The following is a 20,741-nucleotide window of genomic DNA, read 5'->3' as shown; positions in this document are numbered from 1 at the left end:
AATCTTTTTTTCTTTTTATCAGTATGAAGGGGTCGTGTTTGAAAGAAATGCTCTAGCAAGATACCATAGGAATAGTAGGAATGAAAGTTTCAACTAATTTTTCATTATGAAGAGGTGGATTAATGAAGGTATGGACTAATCGATATAGTCGATTACTGATACTTCTAAGTTTTTTTATAATAAGCGTGTTGTCGTTATATGTTGTCTATTTTGAAAATAGTCATATTCTGATTGGCGATGATTATCATTTTCATCAAAATAGAATTGAAGGATTAGCGTTGTCTTTGAAACAAGGAATACTGCTACCGAAAATCAGTTATTTTTTTATCGGTGGTTATGGGTATGCATCCAGTTTATTCTATCCAGATTTTTATTTGTATCCTCCGGCAGTTTTACGTGCGGCTGGTTTTTCTTTGGCAACTAGCTTTATTTTTTTTGCTATCGGAATAAACCTAGGTACATTTATTTTAACTTATCTGTCAGGTAGATATATGAAGTTATCGAAACTCAAAAGTTATTTATTTTCATTACTATATACATTATCTATTTATCGATTACAAGATTTTTTTAATCGGCAAGCAATTGGAGAACTTTTGGCAATGAGTTTCTTTCCGTTGGTATTGGCAAGTTTATATTTGTTAAAAAATGGTCAGGAGAAGAAATGGTTCCTGTTGACCGTGGCTATGACAGGAATTGGATTAGCTCATTTTATTTCTTTAGAAATCATTAGTATTTTTATAGGGATGTATATAATTTTAAACTTGAAACGATTTTTAAAAAAAGAGGTGATGATTGCGATACTGAAGGCCGCAGGAATAACGATGTTATTGCTAGCCTTTTATTTGATACCTGTTTTTGAGCAGATGAGTCATGTCACGTTTCAAGTAACTTCAAATCCATTGACATTTATTTCTGACCGAAGCTATTCTTTAGGCAGTTTACTGACCAATAGTTTTAAAAATAGTGTTTTTCATGCATCTTCAGCGAACATAGGGATTATTTTATTACTGGGTTTAATTGCCTATGCAGCAACTCTTTTTAAACGAAAAGCATCTAATCGTGATTTGATTCTTCTTGCCGTCTTTTTTATGTTTATAACGACGAATCTGTTTCCATGGCAATTATTAAATCAAACACCAATAAATACGATTCAATTTCCTTGGCGTTTTTTATCGATTGTAACCATGCTATTGTCTTATCTGATCGCAAATGATGATTTAGGATTATTTAAAAAATTTCCAAGTAGCCCGATAATTTTAATGATTATTATCTTATTAGGTGTTGCATTATATGAGAAGGAAAGCGTTGATACTGAAGGGGAAAGAGACGTACCTTATCAGACATATAATCAAACAAATAGTTATTATATTGGTGCTGGACATGAATATTTACCAAAAGAAGTTAACTATGAGACGATCAAAAAGAATAAAAAGCGAAAAGTGGTTTATAATAAAGATGAAATAGACGTTTCAAATATTGAAATGACATTTGACTCGGTGGCATTTAACTATCATACAAAAAATACACAAAAATCAACGGTGACCATTCCGTTTATCTATTATTATGGCTATCAGGCTGAAATAGCCAGTGATGGAAAAGAACAAATGATGCCGACGTCGTTAAATAAACAAAATGGACTAGTGGATATTCAGTTATCTGGTAAAGGAAGTGTATTGATTTCATACCATTCGACTTTGGCTCAAAAAATGTCATTAGGAATATCCGTTCTGACTCTTTTGATATGCATAATATGGAAAGCTGAACTTTTGTTTTCGGCAAGGTTTAAATAGAAGAACTAACCCCAGTTATCCTTTTAAAAAGATAACAATAGTATGAGAAAATACTCATGTTTTGTAAAACCAGCAGAAAATTTCTGTAAACAAGGAAATGCGGTTGACTTCTATTTTAATATCTGTTATTTTCTTATATAAAATTAAATAGAGGAGTGGTCTGGAAAATGTCTAACTGGGAAACAAAATTCGCGAAAAAAGGTCTTACATTTGATGATGTTTTATTAATCCCTGCAGAAAGTCACGTGTTGCCAAATGAAGTGGATATGAGTGTGCAATTGGCAAAAAATATTAAATTGAATATTCCTCTAATCAGTGCAAGTATGGATACGGTCACAGATAGTAAAATGGCAATTTCGATGGCGCGCCAAGGCGGTTTAGGTGTTATTCATAAAAATATGAGTATTCCTCAACAAGCAGACGAGGTTCGTAAAGTAAAACGTTCTGAAAGTGGCGTAATTATTGATCCATTTTTCTTAACACCTACGAATTTAGTTGCAGATGCTGAAAATCTGATGAGTAAATATCGTATTAGTGGAGTACCAATCGTAGAAACGATGGACAATCGTAAATTAGTTGGGATCATTACAAACCGTGACATGCGTTTTGTAACAGATTATCAAATGAAAATCGAAGAAGTAATGACGAAAGACAACTTAGTAACAGCCCCAGTTGGCACTTCTCTAAAAGATGCTGAAAAGATTTTACAAAAACATAAAATCGAAAAATTACCAATCGTTGACGAGAACAACCGTTTAAGCGGTCTGATTACAATCAAAGATATTGAAAAAGTAATTGAATTTCCAAATGCAGCGAAAGATGAACATGGTCGTTTGTTAGTTGCTGCTGCTGTTGGTGTTACAAGTGATACATTCGAACGTGCGGAAGCGTTGCTAGAAGCAGGGGTAGATGCGATCATTATTGATACAGCCCATGGTCATAGTGCCGGTGTCATTCGTAAAATCAAAGAAATTCGTGATACATTCCCAGAAGCAACTCTTATTGCCGGGAATATTGCTACTGCTGAAGGGGCGAAAGCTCTTTATGATGTAGGGGTAGATGTAGTGAAAGTCGGAATCGGACCTGGTTCAATTTGTACGACACGTGTCGTTGCTGGTGTTGGAGTACCTCAATTAACAGCAATTTATGATGCGGCATCTGTTGCACGTAAATATGGTAAGGCAATCATTGCTGATGGTGGAATCAAGTATTCTGGAGATATCGTAAAAGCGTTGGCAGCTGGCGGACATGCAGTTATGTTAGGTAGCATGTTGGCAGGAACAGATGAATCACCTGGTGAGTTTGAAATTTATCAAGGTCGTCGTTTTAAAACATATCGTGGGATGGGCTCATTAGGAGCAATGGAAAAAGGGTCAAGTGATCGTTACTTCCAAGGTGGCGTTAATGAAGCCAATAAATTAGTTCCAGAAGGTATTGAAGGCCGTGTTGCTTATAAAGGTAGTGTATCAGATATTGTTTTCCAAATGATTGGCGGTTTGAAATCAGGTATGGGTTATGTTGGAGCAGCAAACCTAAAACAATTACGTGAAGAAGCACAATTTATACAAATGAGTGGGAATGGGTTAAAAGAATCTCATCCTCATGATGTACAAATTACAAAAGAAGCACCTAATTATTCTGTAGAACAATAACTGAAAAAACGCCTATGTCCAAATGCTGGCATAGGCGTTTTTTTCAGTTATTGCACTGGACGTTCATCTTTAGAACCATAGTACATATGGAGTGGTTTGGCTTTATTTCCTAATAATTCTTTAGAAGGTAAAATCTCATAACCTTCTCCACGTAGATGGTCAATCACAGTTGCCACAGCATCCACTGTTTCAGGATGGATATCATGCATCAAAATGATGGTATCATTGTAGGCTGTGTCATGAATACGTTTAATGATTGCTCCCGCATTATGGCTTTGCCAATCTTGAGAATCTACAGACCATTGGATGATCGGTTTACCGATGATTTTTGCTACTTCTGGATTTACAGCACCATAGGGTGGTCTAAAATCAGTTGGAATTTTTCCTATAGCATGATAGATTGCTTTGTCTGTTTCTTGAACTTCATCTTTAACTCTTTGTGCATCGACACCTGTCAATTGAGGATGTGAATAAGAATGACTTGCTACTTCATGGCCTTCTTCTGCAACTCGTTTGACAAGAGCTTCATGCTTTGCAACATTTTGTCCTAACATGAAGAATGTCGCTTTGACATCTTTTTCTTTTAGAATATCCAAAAGCCGTGGTGTTGTTTCAGGGTTTGGACCGTCATCAAAAGTTAGTGAAATATACTTTTGATTTGGATCTAAAGGTTTTGTCACTGCATCTTGGATAGAGTTTGGATCAACAAATTCTGTGTTGATGTAGTTGGCAATTTCTTTATAAGGTAACGTAAATTCTTTTTTATTAGTCGGATTTTCAGGTAACGATAAACTGATTTTATCAGAATGATACGTAAAAGCAGTTCCATCGAATGAAATCTTTGGCATGTTGAGAACACCGTCAATGATAGCATTACCATCGGGACTTTCATCAAGTAATTTTTGCTGAATAGTTTGTTGAACAGCTAAGAGATTAGCTTCACTTATAAAAATATCTTGCAATGTCAGTGGTTGTTTCGTTGCTTGATTGACATAGGCAATGTTTTCACTTGAATCAGTTTTTTCAGACCAATCCTCTTTTTTTAAATCCCAAGTATACGTATCAACGGTTGGTTGATAGCCTATCACTTTTTCAGTGGTTTTGATTTTTTTTATATGTCCAACTATTTTAATGGCCGTTTCTTTCGGCTGATTTTTTTGAGCTGTTTCTATTAAAGAAGTTAATTCAGTTTTTACTGCTGGTAATTGAGGGATATCGTCAGTGTTGACAGGTTCATAAATCAGTGTTTGGATAGTACCGCTTGTTTTTTCTTGTTCAGTACTTTCGAGTCCGTCTTGTTTTTGAGTTTCTCGAATTTTTTTTAATAGTGAAGCTTCCTTTTGTTTATAATTGCTGTCATCTTCAACTTTATTTATTTCTTTTGGCTTATGCTGCATCGCGTAGGTTGCGTAAACACCACCGCAGACTAAGATAAAAGAGATCCCAAGAATAGATGCAAGAACTATCTTTTTTGAAAAGGTATGATTATTTCTTTCACGTCGACTATGTCGAGTACCACGTGGCTGATTTTTTCTGTCCATAACGTTTAATCCCTCTAATTTTATAGATTTAGTTGTTTTCGCTCATTTTAATGTATCATGCTTGTTTTATACTTTCAACAGTCATGGGGGGAAATTAGTGATTCTTTTTATTTATTTAATTAATTTCAAATTACCCATATAAGGAACTAATACTTCAGGAATCGTTACTGAGCCATCTTCGTTTTGGTAATTTTCCAAAATAGCAGCAACAGTCCGACCGACAGCTAAACCAGAGCCGTTTAAAGTATGAGCATATTGAACTTTGTCGTTTTCATCACGGTAGCGGATCATAGCACGACGGGCTTGGAAATCTTCACAGTTTGAACAAGAACTGATTTCTCTATAGGCGTTTTGGGCTGGGATCCAGACTTCTAAGTCATAGGTTTTAGCAGCAGAGAAGCCCATATCACCTGTAGCAAGCGACATCACACGATAAGGTAGATTCAATTTTTGTAAAATATCTTCCGCATTAGCTGTCATTTTTTCTAATTCTTCATAAGAATGCTCCGCATCACTGAATTTTACCATTTCAACTTTATTGAATTGATGCAGACGGATCAAGCCTCGTGTATCACGACCAGCACTTCCAGCTTCAGAGCGGAAAGATGGGCTAAGAGCTGTGAAATAGATAGGTAAATCTTTACTATCTAAAATTTCATTATTATAGTAGTTTGTTAAAGGAACTTCAGCTGTTGGAATCAACGTCATATCTGTACCCTCTAATTGGAAAACATCTTCTTTAAACTTAGGAAATTGTCCTGTACCAAACATAGAATTACTGTTTACGATATAAGGCGTCATCATTTCAGTATATCCATGATCATAGACGTGCATATCTAGCATAAAATTGTATAATGCCCGTTCTAGTCTAGCACCAAGACCTTTATAGTAAACAAAACGACTTCCTGATACTTTTGCTCCTCGTTCAAAATCAAGAATATCTAAATTTTCTGCTACATCCCAATGAGGTTTTGGTTCAAAAGCAAAACTTCTAGGTTCACTCCAACGACGTACTTCAACATTATCCTCTTCATCTGCTCCTACAGGTACAGAGTCATGAGGGAGATTTGGTAATGTTGTAGAAATTTCTTGAAGTTTGGCATCAATATCTTCGATTTCAGTATCCAAAGCTTTGATATTGCCGCCAACTTCTTTCATTTCATTGATTTTTGCGGATGCATCTTCTTTGTTACGTTTTAATTGTGCGATTTCTGCAGACACATCGTTACGATACTTTTTCAGTTCTTCTGATTTCACTAATAAATTACGTCGGCTTTCATCTAAGCGTAAAAACTCGACTAGAACCTCTTCTTTAACACCACGGGTTTTCAGTTTTGCTTGAACATCATTAAAATTTTGACGAATCATTTTTACATCTAACATAATTACTCCTCCTTGTTTTAAAAGCTAAAAGAGCTCTTTCAGCCTTGAATCTAGATAATATTGTAGCAAAATAAAAAAGTCACTCCGTCCCCAGAAAAAAATTCTTGGGACGAAATGACTTGAATTTCGCGGTACCACCCAAGTTCAGCTATAATGCTGCCCTTGTAAATGCAGGTAACGGTTGCTGCCGGTTCAACTTATTTCGTCAAACGCATCTAAAAGAGACGGACTTCTTTATAGTAGAATATTTGCTCTCACCACCGCAAACTCTCTTTGATTCAGAACTATAAATACTTTTTCTCTTTGCTTGTCACTAGAATACAAAATTTTCATTTGAATGTCAACCTCAGTCAATCAATTTCGTTTTAAAGGTAAGTGAATGATAAAAGATGTCCAATGATTATCAGAAGTTGCATAGATATATCCACCATGTAGAGCTACAATGCTCTGCGCAATAGCTAAACCTAAACCAGTTCCTCCTGTTTCTTGTGAGCGTGATTCTTCTACACGATAGAAACGATCGAACAATTGATCTAAAGATTTTTTTGGAATTGGAGGACCATCATTTCTCACAGCAATGACAGCTTCAGTACCAACTTTTTCCACGTCAATAACAATATTCTTACCGCCTTTACCATATTTCAGTGCGTTGGATAATAAATTATTGAAGACACGTACTAGTTTTTCCGTATCACCATCCATTTTTATTGATTCAGGATTAGCGTTTACCTGAATCTTCATATTATTTTTATCGGCTTCTAACTCAAAATCCGCGGCAAGTTGCTCAACTAATTGAGCCATATCAAAGTTAATCGTATTAATAGGGACAGAGGGTTGTCTGACTTTTGTATATTCAAAAAGATCGTCTACTAGTAGTTTCATTTGTTTGGCTTTCACATAAGCAGTGTGGGTGTATTTTAATAAGTCTTCTTCATTATTAAACTGACGATCTTCAATCAAACCTAAATACCCTATAATAGAAGTTAAAGGTGTTCTGATGTCGTGACTAACATTTGTAATTAGTTCATCTTTTGATTTTTCGATTTTACGTTCATCCTCAATAGCTGCTACGGTGCTATCAACTAAACCATTAATACTAGTAACAACTTTTGCTAAGTCGCCGCTTAATTCAAAAGGAATACGATGATCATAGTTACCGTCAGCGATATAATGTAGCTCGCTGATAATGTGACGCAACTGCATTTGCCGATAACGACGAATGAGGCGCCAATACAGTACACCGACATCAACCACAAAAAAGATAGGGATGATGAATTTCCCCCAACTCCAAAATAAATCAGTTTTCAACTCTTCAGCGAAAGCCCCTTTAGTTGCCCAGATAAGCCCTTGTAATGTTTGGCTGCCGCTGAGAATAACCGTAATTGAGACATTTAATAGAAGCAAGAGGATAATCGTGACGATTCCTTCAGCGAGTAGTTCGCTGATTTCTTTTGATGTTAAGGTAATCCGTTTTTGCTTTTCTATTTTCTTTTGTCTAACGAGCATCGATTTTATATCCCACTCCCCAAACTGTTTGAATGACTTTTTCTCCACCAGTTGCCTCTTCAATCTTATCTCTCAAGTGACTGACATGAACCATAACTGTTTTTGCAGAAACAATACTTTCTTGTTGCCACACACGTTCGAAAATTTCGTCTGCACTGAAAACTCGATTTGGATGACTAGCTAGTAAGTACAAAATACCAAATTCTAACGCAGTTAACTGAATTTCTTTTCCATCAACCGTTTTGACTTCATGAGAATCTTTATTGATGATCAATGATCCAATTTCAAGTACATCAGGCTCGTCTGCTTTAAGCTGCATTTGACTACGTCTCAAAATAGACTTAACACGAGCCATGACTTCTAAAGGATTGAAAGGTTTGGTCACATAATCATCTGCACCAGCCACTAGACCTTTGATTTTATCCATATCTGTAGTTTTAGCAGTAAGCATAATGATTGGGATTTGGGATTCTTTTCGTAACTCTTTGACTACTTGCATCCCATCCATAATAGGCATCATAATATCTAAGATGAGTAAATCAATATCTGAAATCGTTCGAATCTTGGATAAAGCTTCCTTTCCATCGTAAGCTTTGACTACCTCGTAGCCTTCGTTGTGAATATAAATACTCAGTAGTTCAACGATTTCTTTATCATCATCAGCAACTAAAATTTTCATATCATTCATTTCCTCCATATACTAATAGTAGAATTCTTCTTTTCTATTCTAACAAATATTCGGAAAAATTGACAAAACCAAAGCGAAGTTACGGGAAATTTAGAATATGTTACCAAAATTTAAGAATTGACACTAAAAAGCAAGTTTTCCTCCTTAAAAACGAACAATAAAGAACAAAAGTAATAAAACAATCGGTAACGAAAAAAACTTTAAAAAAAGTGCAAATTTTAGTTGACCAAAGCACTGAAACTTGGTATATTATATCTTGTCGCAAGGCACTGATGAAAAACGCCAAACGACAAAAATAGAATAACAATTCGAGTTTTAAAAAAACTTGAAAAATCAGGAAGAAAGTTGTTGACAAATAACAAACAACCTGATAAACTAATGAAGTTGTCAAGAAAGACTCGACAACAACAAGCAGAAAAAAACTTTGAAACTTTTGAAAAAAAGTGTTGACATCAAATCGTTGATTTGATATGATATAAAAGTTGCTGCGAGGTAACAAAGTAGGCCTTTGAAAACTGAACAAAGTAAGACGAACCAAATGTGTAGGTTGTTTTTACAACGGTAAAAACAAACAACAATTTTTAACAAAAGCGAAGCAATATGCTAGCAACCAAATGAGCTTAACAATCTTCGGATTGTGTTCAACTTTTATTATGAGAGTTTGATCCTGGCTCAGGACGAACGCTGGCGGCGTGCCTAATACATGCAAGTCGAACGCTTCTTTTCTACCGAGTGCTTGCACTCATTTGAAAAGAGGAGTGGCGGACGGGTGAGTAACACGTGGGTAACCTACCCATCAGAGGGGGATAACACTTGGAAACAGGTGCTAATACCGCATAATAGTCGACACCGCATGGTGTTGATTTGAAAGACGCTTTCGGGTGTCACTGATGGATGGACCCGCGGTGCATTAGCTAGTTGGTGAGGTAACGGCTCACCAAGGCCATGATGCATAGCCGACCTGAGAGGGTGATCGGCCACACTGGGACTGAGACACGGCCCAGACTCCTACGGGAGGCAGCAGTAGGGAATCTTCGGCAATGGACGAAAGTCTGACCGAGCAACGCCGCGTGAGTGAAGAAGGTTTTCGGATCGTAAAACTCTGTTGTTAGAGAAGAACAAGTAGGAGAGTAACTGCTCTTACCTTGACGGTATCTAACCAGAAAGCCACGGCTAACTACGTGCCAGCAGCCGCGGTAATACGTAGGTGGCAAGCGTTGTCCGGATTTATTGGGCGTAAAGCGAGCGCAGGCGGTTTCTTAAGTCTGATGTGAAAGCCCCCGGCTCAACCGGGGAGGGTCATTGGAAACTGGGAGACTTGAGTGCAGAAGAGGAGAGTGGAATTCCATGTGTAGCGGTGAAATGCGTAGATATATGGAGGAACACCAGTGGCGAAGGCGACTCTCTGGTCTGTAACTGACGCTGAGGCTCGAAAGCGTGGGGAGCAAACAGGATTAGATACCCTGGTAGTCCACGCCGTAAACGATGAGTGCTAAGTGTTGGAGGGTTTCCGCCCTTCAGTGCTGCAGCTAACGCATTAAGCACTCCGCCTGGGGAGTACGACCGCAAGGTTGAAACTCAAAGGAATTGACGGGGGCCCGCACAAGCGGTGGAGCATGTGGTTTAATTCGAAGCAACGCGAAGAACCTTACCAGGTCTTGACATCCTTTGACCACTCTAGAGATAGAGCTTTCCCTTCGGGGACAAAGTGACAGGTGGTGCATGGTTGTCGTCAGCTCGTGTCGTGAGATGTTGGGTTAAGTCCCGCAACGAGCGCAACCCTTATTGTTAGTTGCCATCATTCAGTTGGGCACTCTAGCGAGACTGCCGGTGACAAACCGGAGGAAGGTGGGGATGACGTCAAATCATCATGCCCCTTATGACCTGGGCTACACACGTGCTACAATGGGAAGTACAACGAGTCGCTAGGCCGCGAGGTCATGCAAATCTCTTAAAGCTTCTCTCAGTTCGGATTGTAGGCTGCAACTCGCCTACATGAAGCCGGAATCGCTAGTAATCGCGGATCAGCACGCCGCGGTGAATACGTTCCCGGGCCTTGTACACACCGCCCGTCACACCACGAAAGTTTGTAACACCCGAAGTCGGTGAGGTAACCCTTGTGGAGCCAGCCGCCTAAGGTGGGATAGATGATTGGGGTGAAGTCGTAACAAGGTAGCCGTATCGGAAGGTGCGGCTGGATCACCTCCTTTCTAAGGAATATTACGGAAACTTACACATTCGTCGATACTTTGTTCAGTTTTGAGAGGTTTACTCTTATAAATAGAGAATAACCGTTGGTTATTTTTCTTATTATATGTTTCTCTCAAACGAATTGTTCATTGAAAACTGGATATTGAAGTAAAAAAGTAATCAAAACAAACCGAGAACACCGCGTTGAATGAGTTTTTTAATTAAAATTGTTCGAAGCTTATTTTATTGGTGACGCCTCTATCGCTAGAGAAACGAACCAAACAAAACCGATCGTAAGATCGTAAGGTTAAGTGAATAAGGGCGCACGGTGGATGCCTTGGCATTAGGAGCCGATGAAGGACGGGACTAACACCGATATGCTTTGGGGAGCTGTAAGTGAGCTATGATCCAGAGATTTCCGAATGGGGAAACCCAGCATCTTTTATAGGATGTTACTTTCCAGTGAATACATAGCTGGTTAGAGGTAGACGCAGAGAACTGAAACATCTAAGTACCTGCAGGAAGAGAAAGAAAATTCGATTCCCTGAGTAGCGGCGAGCGAAACGGGAAGAGCCCAAACCAACAAGCTTGCTTGTTGGGGTTGTAGGACTCCGTTGTGGTAGTCTGTCAAGATAGTCGAAGGACTTGGAAAGGTCCGCTAAAGAGGGTAATAGCCCCGTAGACGAAATGTTGGCAACACCTAGGAGGATCCTGAGTACGGCGGAACACGAGAAATTCCGTCGGAATCCGCGGGGACCATCCCGCAAGGCTAAATACTCCCTAATGACCGATAGTGAACCAGTACCGTGAGGGAAAGGTGAAAAGCACCCCGGAAGGGGAGTGAAATAGATCCTGAAACCGTGTGCCTACAACAAGTCAAAGCCCGTTAATGGGTGATGGCGTGCCTTTTGTAGAATGAACCGGCGAGTTACGATTGCATGCGAGGTTAAGTTGAAGAGACGGAGCCGCAGCGAAAGCGAGTCTGAATAGGGCGAATGAGTATGTAGTCGTAGACCCGAAACCATGTGATCTACCCATGGCCAGGTTGAAGGTGTGGTAAAACGCACTGGAGGACCGAACCCACGTACGTTGAAAAGTGCGGGGATGAGCTGTGGGTAGCGGAGAAATTCCAAACGAACTTGGAGATAGCTGGTTCTCTCCGAAATAGCTTTAGGGCTAGCCTCGGAATTAAGAATGATGGAGGTAGAGCACTGTTTGGACTAGGGGCCCATCTCGGGTTACCGAATTCAGATAAACTCCGAATGCCATTCATTTATATCCGGGAGTCAGACTGCGAGTGATAAGATCCGTAGTCGAAAGGGAAACAGCCCAGACCACCAGCTAAGGTCCCAAAATAACTATTAAGTGGAAAAGGATGTGGGGTTGCACAGACAACTAGGATGTTGGCTCAGAAGCAGCCACCATTTAAAGAGTGCGTAATAGCTCACTAGTCGAGTGACCCTGCGCCGAAAATGTACCGGGGCTAAATAGTTTACCGAAGCTGTGGATTACACCTCTGGTGTAATGGTAGGAGAGCGTTCTAAGGGCGTTGAAGGTCGATCGTGAGGACGGCTGGAGCGCTTAGAAGTGAGAATGCCGGTATGAGTAGCGAAAGACGGGTGAGAATCCCGTCCACCGTATGACTAAGGTTTCCTGGGGAAGGCTCGTCCGCCCAGGGTTAGTCGGGACCTAAGCCGAGGCCGATAGGCGTAGGCGATGGACAACAGGTTGATATTCCTGTACCAGTTGTTTTTGTTTGAGCAATGGAGGGACGCAGGAGGCTAAGGAATGCATGCGACTGGAAGTGCATGTCCAAGCAGTAAGTCTTGAGTAGAGTCAAATGCTTTACTCTGTACGGACAAGCTGTGATGGGGAGGGAAATAATAGTACCGAAGTTCCTGATGTCACACTGTCAAGAAAAGCTTCTAGTGAGAAAACAACTGCCCGTACCGTAAACCGACACAGGTAGTCGAGGAGAGTATCCTAAGGTGAGCGAGCGAACTCTCGTTAAGGAACTCGGCAAAATGACCCCGTAACTTCGGGAGAAGGGGTGCTGACTTCGGTCAGCCGCAGTGAATAGGCCCAAGCGACTGTTTATCAAAAACACAGGTCTCTGCAAAATCGAAAGATGACGTATAGGGGCTGACGCCTGCCCGGTGCTGGAAGGTTAAGAGGATGGGTTAGCTTCGGCGAAGCTCAGAATTGAAGCCCCAGTAAACGGCGGCCGTAACTATAACGGTCCTAAGGTAGCGAAATTCCTTGTCGGGTAAGTTCCGACCCGCACGAAAGGCGTAACGATTTGGGCACTGTCTCAACGAGAGACTCGGTGAAATTTTAGTACCTGTGAAGATGCAGGTTACCCGCGACAGGACGGAAAGACCCCATGGAGCTTTACTGTAGCTTGATATTGAGTGTTTGTACCACATGTACAGGATAGGTAGGAGCCGATGAACCCGGAACGCTAGTTTCGGTGGAGGCGCTGGTGGGATACTACCCTTGTGTTATGAACCCTCTAACCCGCACCGCTTATCGCGGTGGGAGACAGTGTCAGGTGGGCAGTTTGACTGGGGCGGTCGCCTCCTAAAAGGTAACGGAGGCGCCCAAAGGTTCCCTCAGAATGGTTGGAAATCATTCGCAGAGTGTAAAGGCAGAAGGGAGCTTGACTGCGAGACTTACAAGTCGAGCAGGGACGAAAGTCGGGCTTAGTGATCCGGTGGTTCCGCATGGAAGGGCCATCGCTCAACGGATAAAAGCTACCCTGGGGATAACAGGCTTATCTCCCCCAAGAGTCCACATCGACGGGGAGGTTTGGCACCTCGATGTCGGCTCGTCGCATCCTGGGGCTGTAGTCGGTCCCAAGGGTTGGGCTGTTCGCCCATTAAAGCGGCACGCGAGCTGGGTTCAGAACGTCGTGAGACAGTTCGGTCCCTATCCGTCGCGGGCGTTGGAAATTTGAGAGGAGCTGTCCTTAGTACGAGAGGACCGGGATGGACTTACCGCTGGTGTACCAGTTGTTCTGCCAAGGGCATTGCTGGGTAGCTATGTAGGGAAGGGATAAACGCTGAAAGCATCTAAGTGTGAAGCCCACCTCAAGATGAGATTTCCCATTTCTTTAAGAAAGTAAGACCCCTGAGAGATGATCAGGTAGATAGGTTGGAAGTGGAAGTGCAGTGATGTACGGAGCGGACCAATACTAATCGGTCGAGGACTTAACCAAAGAAACGAAATAAAAAAGTTTTTCGGAAGCTTTGATTACTACTTCAATCCAGTTTTGAGTGAATAATCACTCAACTTAATAGTAACAACACCCAGTGTGGTGGCGATAGCGAGAAGGATACACCTGTTCCCATGCCGAACACAGAAGTTAAGCTTCTTAGCGCCGATTGTAGTGAAGGGTTTCCCTTTGTGAGAGTAGGACGTCGCCACGCTAAAGTGTTGTCTTGGAGGTTTAGCTCAGCTGGGAGAGCACCTGCCTTACAAGCAGGGGGTCGGCGGTTCGATCCCGTCAACCTCCATTTTTTGAGCCGTTAGCTCAGTTGGTAGAGCATCTGACTTTTAATCAGAGGGTCGCAGGTTCGAGCCCTGCACGGCTCATAGAAATATTTTGCGGGTGTGGCGGAATTGGCAGACGCACTAGATTTAGGATCTAGCGCCTTACGGCGTGGGGGTTCAAGTCCCTTCACCCGCATTTTTAGTCTCGTTTCATAACTAGGCAAATACGCCGGCTTAGCTCAGTTGGTAGAGCATCTGATTTGTAATCAGAGGGTCGAGGGTTCAAATCCTTTAGCCGGCATCCAAATTGCGGAAATAGCTCAGTGGTAGAGCACCACCTTGCCAAGGTGGGGGTCGCGGGTTCGAACCCCGTTTTCCGCTTAGCTTGTTCTTTTCGCCGGGGTGGCGGAACTGGCAGACGCACAGGACTTAAAATCCTGCGGTGAGTGATCACCGTACCGGTTCGATTCCGGTCCTCGGCATTAGTAATGTAGCACCCATAGCTCAACTGGATAGAGTGTTTGACTACGAATCAAAAGGTTAGGGGTTCGACTCCCTTTGGGTGCATAGTTAAAATGTTTGACTGCGGATTAGAAGGTTCAAAGAACTTGATTCCTTTTAAGCGTTTAGTCTTTTTTTATTATTATAGCTACGGGAAGTAGCTCAGCTTGGTAGAGCACTTGGTTTGGGACCAAGGGGTCGCAGGTTCGAATCCTGTCTTCCCGATTTTTAGAACAGAGTAATTACTCTGTTCTTTTTTGTTTAATCGTTAATGATAAACATTAGATATCCAAACATATTTATCTTTTCTTATCAAATTGGGCATTCTTCTTTATTAAACACTTGAAATTATGTATAATTAAGGTCAGTATTAGTCAAGGGAAAAGGATGAGTGTGATGAGTAATCAAAATACTTCAGATTTAATAGAAGCGTATTTAAAGAAGATTCTTGAAGAAAGCAGTAAGATTGAAATTCGTAGAGCGGAAATGGCTCACTTATTCAATTGTGTTCCTTCCCAGATTAATTATGTAATCAACACGCGTTTTACAATTCAACGTGGGTACTCTGTTGAAAGTAAACGTGGTGGTGGCGGCTATATCAGAATCGCAAAGGTACAAATTTCTGATAGTGACCAGTTGTTAAAACAAATCGCCCAATTTACAGGGAATGAACTCTCAGAAAAAGATGCACTGATCTTTGTACAGAAGTTGTATGAAGAAGACGTAATCACGAAAAGAGAAGGAAATATTATGTTGTCTGTACTTGGAAAACAAGTATTGGGCAAAGCAGGATCTGATGAAGATTATTTACGTGCTCAATTGATGCATTCATTTTTAGAACGTTTGAGTTACGAGGAGGAATGATAGTATGGACGAATTATTTACAGAAAGTGCCAAGGCGGTTTTAGCTATTGCACAAGAAGAAGCAAAATATTTTAGGCATCAATCCGTGGGCTCAGAACATTTATTGTTAGCTTTGGTGTTGGAGCCAAACGGAATTGCTGGGAAAGCTTTGCGCCAGTTAAGCGCAGATAAAAATGATATCCGTGAAGAGATTGAACATTTAACTGGATATGGAACGGTTAAAGGATATCCTAAAGGTGCATATTTACCTTATTCTCCTCGTGCAAAACAAGTTTTTGCTTATGCTGGTGATGAAGCTAAACGCTTAGGAGCACCTAATATAGGAACAGAACACATTTTACTGGGATTATTAAGAGATGAAGATATACTAGCTTCCCGTATTTTATTGAATTTAGGTTTAAGTCTATCAAAGATGCGTCAATTAGTAATGAAGAAAATAGGAGTTACTGATCCACAAATGAGCGGTAACGTTGGGCGTCGTCGCAATAACCAAGCTCAAAAATCAGCTCCTAAAGGAACACCAACGTTAGATTCTTTAGCACGTGATTTAACAAAATTAGCACGTGAAAACGATTTGGATCCTGTCGTTGGACGTTCACAAGAAGTTAGACGTTTAATCCAAATATTAAGCCGCAGAACTAAAAATAATCCTGTTTTGGTCGGAGAACCTGGTGTTGGTAAAACAGCAATCGCAGAAGGTTTAGCTCAAAAAATCGTCAATGGTGAAGTACCTGAGGATATGTTGGAAAAACGTTTGATGATGCTAGACATGGGTGCCTTAGTTGCTGGCACGAAATATCGTGGTGAGTTTGAAGATCGTTTGAAAAAAGTGATTGATGAAATTTATCAAGATGGACAAGTGATTTTATTTATCGATGAATTGCATACTTTAATCGGTGCGGGCGGTGCAGAAGGTGCGATTGATGCATCTAATATTTTGAAGCCAGCTCTTGCTCGTGGTGAACTGCAAACGATCGGTGCAACAACACTAGATGAGTACCAAAAATATATTGAAAAAGATTCTGCTTTAGAACGTCGTTTTGCTCGAGTGCAAGTTGATGAACCGACGCCTGAAGAAGCAGAGGAAATTTTAAAAGGTCTGCGTTCCCGTTATGAAGAACATCATGGGGTAGAAATTACTGACGATGCCTTACATGCAGCAGTTCATTTATCGGTACGTTATATTAATTCTCGTCAATTACCTGATAAAGCTATTGACTTGATGGATGAGTCGGCTGCAAAAGTTCGTTTAGATTTAGCCGATGAACCTTCTGAAATCAATAATTTGCGTTTGGAAATTGCTCGTTTGATTCAAGAAAAAGAAGAAGCAATCCAGACTCAATCTTTTGAAAGTGCAGCAAGGTTACGCCAAAAAGAGAAAAAATTGGCTCGAAAACTAGAAAATATTCTAATGTTGGAAGAAAAAGAAGCATCGGGCTATGGAAATCGTGTTACTGAGCAAGATGTCGCAAATGTTGTTTCACAATGGACAGGTGTTCCTTTACAACAGTTAGAGAAAAAAGAAAGTGAACGTTTACTGGAATTAGAAAGTATCTTACACCACAGGGTTGTTGGACAAGATGAAGCTGTTCAAGCTGTTTCACGTGCAATTCGACGCGCCCGTAGTGGGTTAAAAGATCCAAACAGACCAATTGGTTCATTTATGTTCTTAGGCCCAACAGGTGTTGGTAAAACGGAGCTTGCGAAAGCTTTAGCTGAAACAATGTTTGGCAGTGAAGATTCTCTTGTCCGAGTGGATATGTCAGAATTTATGGAAAAATACAGCACTAGCCGTTTGATTGGTTCGCCCCCAGGTTATGTTGGGTATGAAGAAGGCGGACAATTAACTGAAAAAATCCGTCAAAAACCATATTCTGTTATCTTGTTAGATGAAGTAGAAAAAGCACATCCAGATGTATTTAATATTTTATTACAAGTATTAGATGATGGTCATTTAACTGATTCTAAAGGACGTAAAGTTGATTTTAGAAATACGATTTTGATTATGACTTCAAATATTGGTGCAACAGCGATTCGTGAAGAAAAAAATGTCGGGTTCAATGTGAAAGATTTGACGAAAGATTACGATGCGATGCAAAAACGGATTCTGGAAGAATTAAAAAAAGCTTTCCGTCCTGAATTTTTAAATCGTGTCGATGAAACAGTAGTCTTCCGCTCGCTAGATCAAGCTGAAATTCACGAGATTGTGAAAATCATGAGTAAATCAATTGTTCAACGTTTGAGAGAACAAGATGTCAATGTGAAAATCACAGCAGCTGCAATTGAAGTAATCGGCAAAGTTGGTTTTGATCCTGAATATGGTGCAAGACCGATTCGAAGAGCACTACAAAAAGAAGTGGAAGATCGTTTAAGTGAAGCGCTACTTTCTGGTCAGATTCATTTAGGCGATAAAGTGACAGTTGGGGCAAGCAAAGGGAAGATAACCTTGAATGTTAAATCACCTAAACAAGAACCAGTCTTACAATCCGTTTGATTATAACTATCGAAATACCGAAGCAGTGTTAAATCACCTGCTTCGGTATTTTTAATTTTAGGGAAAATAAAAAAGAATAGAGGAGCTGATTTGTGAAAAAAGTTCGTTAAAATAAAGAGAGGCTATTGGAAAGTTTGTGAACCTGTGCTACTATAAAACAGTCGTTAGAAGGCTACAAAAATAAAAAAAAGTGCCAAATAATTTTAGTTGAATGAGCGATTTAAGCTACTTAGCTTTATGAACTAGCATCTCGGAAAAAAAGACAAAATTTGCCTGTGACTAAAAGTGTCATATTTCAACTTTTACTATCATTTAGTCGATGCTAAGCTTGTGTATTCAGTTTTAAAATTATCTAGATTCAAGGGATGGACAACCTGTTCAGCCTTTAAGGGAGGATACAAAATGATTGAACTTATTGCAACTGCTGAGTCCGTCGAACAAGCAGAGGCGTTGTTAGCAGTAGGGGTGGACACTTTATATATTGGAGAAGAAATGTTTGGGTTACGCTTGCCAATATCGTTTTCTCGTGAGGAACAGCGAATGATTACTGAAAAGGCTCATGAAGCTGGTAAAAAAGTCACTGTTGCACTAAACGGGATTATGCATCCAGAAAAGATGAAGCAAGTTCCGGAATATTTAACGTTTTTAAAGGAGATTAACGTAGATCAAGTAACGGTTGGCGATCCAGGTGTTGTGTTTGTAATGCAGCGGGATAATATTGATATTCCTTACATCTATGATGGTGAAACGCTAGTGACTAGCTCCCGTCAAATTAATTTCTGGGCGAAACGTGGATCGGTTGGAGCCGTGTTAGCACGTGAGGTTCCCTTTGAAGAAATGAAAGCCATGAAAGATAATTTGATGGTTCCAGCAGAAATACTTGTATATGGCGCCACATGTATTCATCAATCAAAACGACCTTTACTGCAAAACTACTATAATTTTACAAAAAGTGATGAGTCAGTCAGTAAAGAACGTGGTTTATTTATATCTGAACCGAAAAAAGAAGAAACACACTATTCTATTTATGAAGATAGCCACGGTACACATATTTTTGCGGACAATGATGTAAATTTAATCGGTGAACTTGGCAAACTACATGAACATAATTACACAAAGTGGAAACTCGATGGAATCTATGCACCAGGTCAAAATTTTGTAGAAGTAGCTAAATTATTCGTAGATGCAAAAGAACAAATCAAAGCGGGTCTTTGGTCGAGTGAGCATGCTCAAAAATCAATCGAACAAATCGAAGCATTACATCCAGAAAATCGTGGATTAGATATTGGATTTTTTGATTTAGATCCAGATGAGATAAAATAAGGAGAAAAAACATATGACAAACGAACGAACATTGAAGCGTCCTGAGGTCTTAGCACCAGCAGGGACGCTAGAAAAACTAAAAACAGCCATTCATTATGGTGCAGATGCCGTTTATATTGGCGGGAATGCTTACGGATTACGCAGTCGCGCAGGAAACTTTACAAAAGAAGATATGATCGAAGGGGTAGAGTTCGCTAAAGAACATGGTGCAAAAGTCTATGTGGCGGCAAATATGGTCACTCATGAAGGAAATCAAGAAGGAGCAGGAGAATTTTTTAGAGAAATACGAGATGTTGGTATTTCTGCAGTAATCGTCTCTGATCCAGCTTTGATTGAAATTTGTGCATCGGAAGCACCAGGTTTACCGATCCATTTGTCGACACAAGCCTCAGCTACAAATTATGAAACACTGGAATTTTGGAAAAACGAAGGGTTGGAGCGTGTTGTTCTAGCTCGTGAAGTATCAATGGACGAAGTGGCAGAAATTCGAAAAAATACAGATGTGGAGATTGAAGCGTTTATCCACGGAGCAATGTGTATTTCATATTCTGGTAGATGTACGTTGTCTAATCACATGTCAATGCGTGATGCGAACCGCGGTGGCTGTTCTCAATCTTGCCGCTGGAAATATGAGTTATACGATATGCCGTTTGGTGGTCAGCGGACAAACTTAACTGATAAAGGTGAAGTAGAAGAAGAGTTTTCAATGAGTGCCGTTGATATGGCCATGATCCAGCATATTCCTGAATTGATCCAAAATGGAGTGGACAGCTTTAAAATCGAAGGACGGATGAAATCTATCCATTACGTTTCAACTGTGGCTAATGTATATAAAAAAGCTGTTGATACGTATATGGAAGATCCGGAAAACTATGAATGCAAACAAGAATGGATTGACGAACTTTGGAAAGTGGCTCAAAGAGAGCTTTCAACTGGTTTTTATTATCATGTACCAACAGATGAAGAGCAATTATTTGGAGAACGCCGCAAGATTCCTCAATATAAATTTATTGGAGAAGTTATGGCTTATGATCCTGAAACAAAAGTTGCAACCATACGTCAAAGAAACCATTTCAGCGTAGGTGATGAGATTGAATTTTACGGACCTGGGTTCAATCACTTCCATCAAAGGGTAGAAATTATGTATAATGAAGATGGTGAATCGATTGACCGTGCACCAAATCCAATGATGATTTTAACAATGCCGGTTGAAAATCCAGTAGCAATTGGAGATATGATTCGTAAGAAAAAATAAATAAAGTGATTGAGGGATCGGCTGTTACGGCTTATCCCTTTCATTGCAGGAAAGGCAAGTGA

General features: G+C 40.2%; 10 protein-coding genes, 8 tRNA genes, 3 rRNA genes and 1 other annotated feature. Of the genes, 17 read left to right on the top strand and 4 right to left on the bottom strand.

Annotated elements, in window-relative coordinates; all coding sequences use genetic code 11:
- Positions 1-122: 122 nt before the first annotated feature.
- Complete coding sequence (locus tag AC4BB2_RS13305; protein ID WP_490473372.1) at positions 123-1,790, top strand: hypothetical protein; 1,668 nt, start codon at positions 123-125, stop codon at positions 1,788-1,790.
- 167 nt (positions 1,791-1,957) lie between these two features.
- The gene (gene guaB, locus AC4BB2_RS13300; protein ID WP_490473371.1) at positions 1,958-3,442 is read left to right on the top strand and encodes an IMP dehydrogenase; all 1,485 of its coding nucleotides are present in this window, start codon (positions 1,958-1,960) and stop codon (positions 3,440-3,442) included.
- 47 nt (positions 3,443-3,489) lie between these two features.
- On the opposite strand, the gene AC4BB2_RS13295 is transcribed toward guaB, so the two are convergent.
- The 4 genes from AC4BB2_RS13295 to croR all read right to left on the bottom strand — a co-directional run bounded on the left by AC4BB2_RS13295 (position 3,490) and on the right by croR (position 8,551).
- The gene (locus tag AC4BB2_RS13295) at positions 3,490-4,983 is read right to left on the bottom strand and encodes a polysaccharide deacetylase family protein (protein ID WP_490473370.1); all 1,494 of its coding nucleotides are present in this window, start codon (positions 4,981-4,983) and stop codon (positions 3,490-3,492) included.
- 111 nt (positions 4,984-5,094) lie between these two features.
- Positions 5,095-6,366 (bottom strand): serine--tRNA ligase, encoded by a 1,272-nt coding sequence (gene serS / locus AC4BB2_RS13290; protein WP_490473369.1) that lies wholly within the window; start codon positions 6,364-6,366, stop codon positions 5,095-5,097.
- 102 nt (positions 6,367-6,468) lie between these two features.
- Positions 6,469-6,677: a binding site (T-box leader), on the bottom strand.
- A gap of 43 nt (positions 6,678-6,720) precedes the next feature.
- On the bottom strand, positions 6,721-7,872 hold the full coding sequence (gene croS / locus AC4BB2_RS13285) for a sensor histidine kinase CroS (protein WP_490474704.1): 1,152 nt from the start codon (positions 7,870-7,872) through the stop codon (positions 6,721-6,723).
- Entirely contained in the window at positions 7,862-8,551 is a 690-nt protein-coding gene (gene croR / locus AC4BB2_RS13280; RefSeq protein ID WP_010766703.1) for a response regulator transcription factor CroR, read from the bottom strand. Before croR ends, croS begins: the two co-directional genes overlap by 11 nt.
- A gap of 658 nt (positions 8,552-9,209) precedes the next feature.
- On the opposite strand from croR, the gene AC4BB2_RS13275 reads away from it, so the two are divergent.
- The 15 genes from AC4BB2_RS13275 (at position 9,210) to AC4BB2_RS13205 (ending at position 20,679) form a co-directional block, all read left to right on the top strand.
- Positions 9,210-10,770, top strand: a 16S ribosomal RNA gene (locus tag AC4BB2_RS13275).
- Positions 10,771-11,055: 285 nt separating this feature from the next.
- Positions 11,056-13,967: ribosomal RNA gene (locus AC4BB2_RS13270) — 23S ribosomal RNA — on the top strand.
- Between the two features lie 95 nt (positions 13,968-14,062).
- Positions 14,063-14,178 (top strand): 5S ribosomal RNA (gene rrf / locus AC4BB2_RS13265).
- Together the 16S, 23S and 5S rRNA genes with 8 tRNA genes alongside form the textbook arrangement of a ribosomal RNA operon.
- Positions 14,179-14,192: 14 nt before the next feature.
- Positions 14,193-14,265: transfer RNA gene (locus AC4BB2_RS13260), tRNA-Val, on the top strand.
- Between the two features lie 6 nt (positions 14,266-14,271).
- Positions 14,272-14,344: transfer RNA gene (locus tag AC4BB2_RS13255), tRNA-Lys, on the top strand.
- Positions 14,345-14,356: 12 nt separating this feature from the next.
- Positions 14,357-14,438: transfer RNA gene (locus tag AC4BB2_RS13250), tRNA-Leu, on the top strand.
- Between the two features lie 32 nt (positions 14,439-14,470).
- Positions 14,471-14,543: transfer RNA gene (locus AC4BB2_RS13245), tRNA-Thr, on the top strand.
- An 8-nt stretch (positions 14,544-14,551) separates the two neighbouring features.
- Positions 14,552-14,623, top strand: a tRNA-Gly gene (locus AC4BB2_RS13240).
- A 15-nt stretch (positions 14,624-14,638) separates the two neighbouring features.
- Positions 14,639-14,724 (top strand) — tRNA-Leu (locus AC4BB2_RS13235).
- 11 nt (positions 14,725-14,735) lie between these two features.
- A tRNA-Arg gene (locus AC4BB2_RS13230) sits at positions 14,736-14,809 on the top strand.
- An 85-nt stretch (positions 14,810-14,894) separates the two neighbouring features.
- Positions 14,895-14,968, top strand: a tRNA-Pro gene (locus AC4BB2_RS13225).
- Between the two features lie 171 nt (positions 14,969-15,139).
- A complete protein-coding gene (locus AC4BB2_RS13220) occupies positions 15,140-15,607 on the top strand; it encodes a CtsR family transcriptional regulator (RefSeq protein WP_490473368.1) in 468 nt (155 codons plus the stop codon).
- Positions 15,608-15,611: 4 nt separating this feature from the next.
- On the top strand, positions 15,612-18,101 hold the full coding sequence (locus AC4BB2_RS13215; RefSeq protein ID WP_490473367.1) for an ATP-dependent Clp protease ATP-binding subunit: 2,490 nt from the start codon (positions 15,612-15,614) through the stop codon (positions 18,099-18,101).
- Positions 18,102-18,503: 402 nt separating this feature from the next.
- A complete protein-coding gene (locus tag AC4BB2_RS13210) occupies positions 18,504-19,424 on the top strand; it encodes a peptidase U32 family protein (RefSeq protein ID WP_490473366.1) in 921 nt (306 codons plus the stop codon).
- A 13-nt stretch (positions 19,425-19,437) separates the two neighbouring features.
- Complete coding sequence (locus tag AC4BB2_RS13205; RefSeq protein WP_490473365.1) at positions 19,438-20,679, top strand: peptidase U32 family protein; 1,242 nt, start codon at positions 19,438-19,440, stop codon at positions 20,677-20,679.
- Positions 20,680-20,741 lie beyond the last annotated feature (62 nt).

It is taken from the genome of Enterococcus sp. AAFC-DPL-5146, assembly GCF_058216635.1.
The sequence above is the reverse complement of the archived record's forward strand: the minus strand, read 5'-3'. Positions and strand labels throughout refer to the sequence as shown.